This window comes from Streptomyces niveiscabiei (genome assembly GCF_001419795.1).
Lineage (GTDB): Bacteria > Actinomycetota > Actinomycetes > Streptomycetales > Streptomycetaceae > Streptomyces > Streptomyces niveiscabiei.
This window is the reverse complement of sequence record NZ_LIRL01001184.1, coordinates 1-3,508: the sequence shown is the minus strand read 5'-3', so window position 1 is coordinate 3,508 and position 3,508 is coordinate 1. Positions and strand designations below refer to the sequence as shown.

The following is a 3,508-nucleotide window of genomic DNA, read 5'->3' as shown; positions in this document are numbered from 1 at the left end:
GACCCCGACGCGGACCAGGAAAACCCCGCGCTCACCACTCGCCCCCTATGTGCTGGACCACCTGCCCGCCGACCTGGACGCCGTGGCCCACGGCCGCGTCACCTACGAGGAACTGGCGGCGAAACAGCGCGGCGTCCTGCACGCCCTCGACGACGGCACCCCCCTGGCCACCGACGCCCCCTCGGCCGCCCTGGTCCAACTCGACCTGCTCTTCATGCTGAACGGCTACCTGCCGGCCGGCCCGGCGGCGTTCCCCCGCCCCCTCCTGGACGCCATCGCGGCCCAGTGCGCCCGGTTCCCCGCACTGGACCCCTACCTGAGCTACGAGACGCTCATCGACGTCAACTGCGCCGAATGGGACCGCACCGGAGACATCAGGGTCTTCTCCGAAGGCGGGCTCGGGCTGCTGGAACGCGACTTCTACCTCGGCCACCACCTCGCGGAGCCACCCGTACGGATCGCGTTCGAGCTGCTGCGCGCGCTGGTCCTGGAGCCCGCCGCCGTGGGCACGGCCGCCCTCCTCGAAGAGGCGCTGCGCTGCCTCGACGACTTCCGCTCCCACATGGTCCAGTACGGCAGGCTCCCCACCGAGGCGTTCCACGCGTTCCGCCGCTACCACATGAGCTACCCGGGCGGCCCTCGCGGGGCGAGCGGCGCGTTCATGCCGAGCGTGCAACTGCTGGAACTGGTCCTGCTGCCGCCCACCCCGCAGTACGGCGTCTACCTCGACCAGTCCCTGCCCTACTTCCCGACCTGGTCCAGAACCCTCGTCACCGAGTGGCGCGCCCTGTCCCGCAAGGGCGACAACCTCGTGGACGCGGTGCTCGACGGCCGCCTCAAGCTCGACGACCGCGCCGCCACCGCCCTCCTGCGGGTGATCGACACGTTCACGGACTTCCGCATGGTGCACCTCGGCGTCACCAGGAAAGCGCTGCCGGAGGCGTTCGCCCCCGACGCGAAACCGACCCGCAAGGCCATCGCCGCCCTCGGCGGCGAACGGGACATCCTCGGCGAGGGCGACCCGGGCACCTCCGGATTCAGCGTGCACAACGTCCTGACGAACGCCGTGTACCGGCTCCTCGCGGCCCGCCGCAGCCTCACCGAGTTCTTCGACTGACCCCACCGAGGGAGAGCACCCCATGTCCGCATTCCAGGTCGCCGTCGTGGACGCCTTCGGCACCTCGCACCGCTACGTCGACGCCTTCGCCGCGGCCGGCGGCGAGGTCGTCCACGTCCACAGCACCCCCGGCCTCCTGCCGGGAGTCGCCCCCGTCGACCCGGCACGCTTCAGCCACACCCTCCACCACGAGCCGGACCTCGACGCCCTGACCGGGAGACTGGCGGCCCTGCGCCCGCGCGCCGTCCTGCCCGGCCGCGAGTCCGGGGTGGAACTCGCCGACGCCCTGTCGGAGCGCCTGGGCCTGCCGACCAACGGCACGGCGCTCAGCGCGGGACGCCGCGACAAGTACGTCCAGATCGAACTCCTCAGAGCGGCGGGCGTCCCCGCGGCGCGCCAGCTCCGCACCGACGACGAGGACCGGCTGCGCACCTGGCACACCGCCCTGGGCAAGGCCGCCGTGGTCAAGCCCCTGCGCGGAGCCCTCGGCCACGGAGTGACGTTCTGCGACACCCCCGAGGACTCGGCCGCCGCCCTCAAGGCCCTCAGGAACACCGTCTCCGCCTTCGGCGAGCCGATCACCGAGATCGTCGCCCAGGAGTACCTGATCGGCGCCGAGTACATCGTCAACACCGTGAGCTGCGACGGCGTCCACCACGTCACCGACGTCTGGAGCACCGACCGTGTCACGGCCAACGGCGTCCGCGACCTCGTCGTCGCCCAGATCCTGCTCCGCTCCGACGACCCTTCCGTCACACGACTCGTCCCGTACGCCCGCCAGGTCCTGGACGCCCTCGGCGTCCGCTACGGCCCCGCCCACCTGGAGATCAAGCTCACCCCCGACGGCCCCCGGCTGGTGGAGGCCGGCGCCCGGCCGTCCGGCCTGCCGTACCACGTCGCGGACGCCATCGGCGAGGGCCAGTTGGAGTGGTCCGTCGACGCGTACGTCCGCCCGGACCGCTTCCTCGCGCGAGCCGGTACGCCGTACGACCGCAGGACCGCCGCCGCCTGGGCGGCCCTGGTCTCCCCGGCCTCCGGCCGCCTCGTCGCCTACCGCGCCCTCGACGAGGTCCGCGCACTGGAGAGCCTGCGCGAGCTGACGCTCCTGGTCCGGCCAGGGGAGGACATCGTGGCCACCACGTGGGACCTCGCCTATCCCGCCGTCCTGAGCCTGCGGCACCCCGTCGAGGCGGTGCTGAGACGGGACCTGAACACGCTGCGGTACCTGGACGGGGCGGGGATGTACGAGATCGCCCCGCACGTCACCGCAGGGAACGCGCTTCCGTGAGGAACGTGTCCAGCACCCCGTCCGCCACCCGGACCGGGCCCTGCGGGCGGGTCTCGCCGGGGATCGTCTGAATGGCACCGGCACGGGTGGCGAGGGACGATGCCTCGGTGAACAGGCGTTGCGCTTCAGGTTCGTTGGCGGAGAGGCGGGCTGTGAGGGCGTCCAGGGTGCGTTCGAAGGCCGGTCCCCAGAGGCGCAGCGCGTTCAGCCAAGGGGTGCAGTCGGCGACAAATCCCGGGTCTGTCACGCCGGTTGCGATGCGGTCCGGGGTGGCGGTGAGGAGCTGGGCGTACGGGCGGAGGGCGCGTAGGGCGGCGTCTTTGGCGCCGGTTGCCCAGGTGGTGCGGAACTCGCTGAGTTGTGCGGCCAGTTGGGGAGCCTGGGGTTGCCAGGGTGCCGCGCCGAACGTCGGGGCCAAGTGCTCGACGTCGAAGAACGCCAAGAGGGCTTCTACGGTGGAGGGGTCGCCGTTCGCGAGGTACGCGGCGGCTGCCCGCCATGCCCGCTGGGCGTCGTAACTCGCGTCGTTCCAGGCGAAGTCGGCGCCCCCGAAGAGGGCCACCTTGCTGGCCGCCGCCTGGTTCATGGGGTTGAGGACGAGGCCCGACAGCTGGGCGTGCAGGCCCGGTTCGCGTGCGGAGTAGGGGGCGAGGAGGAGGCGGCCCTCGGCCTGGCCGTAGTCGTTGACGGGGTAGTTGTCCCACAGGAACACTTTGCGGCCCCACACCGCCGCCGCGCGCGACGCGTCCTGGACGGTGATGCGGGGCGGGACCGTGTCGGTGCCCGTCCACATCACCTCGACGCGCGGGTCCAGTTGCTCGCGGATCGTCCTCTTGTAGGGGGTGTCCGTGACGTCGCCGTACTCGGTCGGGACCATCTGGAGCGGCTGCGTTCCGGGGCGGGCGGCGAGGAACTGCCGTTGCAGGGAGTTCAGTAGAGCGACCTGTGCCCGCGCCGCCGACTGCTGGGAGGGCGCGCCGTACGCCGTCCGGTCGGCCGTGCAGTTCCAGCGCGTGTAGCTGATGTCGTCGAGCGGCACGGAGAAGCTGCGCACCCCGAGGTCGTACACGGCCTGGAGCTTGGCCTCCAGGGCCGCGCGGTCG

3 protein-coding genes are annotated in these 3,508 nt (G+C 72.1%); 2 read left to right on the top strand and 1 reads right to left on the bottom strand.

Annotated elements, in window-relative coordinates; genetic code table 11:
- Positions 1-1,117: hypothetical protein (locus AOK24_RS41780; protein WP_159052186.1), on the top strand; the 1,117-nt coding region annotated here is incomplete at its 5' end.
- Positions 1,118-1,139: 22 nt separating this feature from the next.
- Complete coding sequence (locus tag AOK24_RS41775) at positions 1,140-2,405, top strand: ATP-grasp domain-containing protein (protein ID WP_055725101.1); 1,266 nt, start codon at positions 1,140-1,142, stop codon at positions 2,403-2,405.
- Here AOK24_RS41775 and AOK24_RS41770 read toward each other — a convergent pair.
- On the bottom strand, positions 2,380-3,508 hold a 1,129-nt coding region (locus AOK24_RS41770; RefSeq protein WP_206191361.1), incomplete at its 5' end, for a beta-N-acetylglucosaminidase domain-containing protein. The two genes, AOK24_RS41775 and AOK24_RS41770, sit on opposite strands and share 26 nt — an antisense overlap.

What these genes read in the sequence shown, in the direction of transcription:
- AOK24_RS41775 (WP_055725101.1), top strand. Translation starts at nt 1,140, where the DNA reads ATGTCCGCATTCCAGGTCGCCGTCGTGGACGCCTTCGGCACCTCGCAC.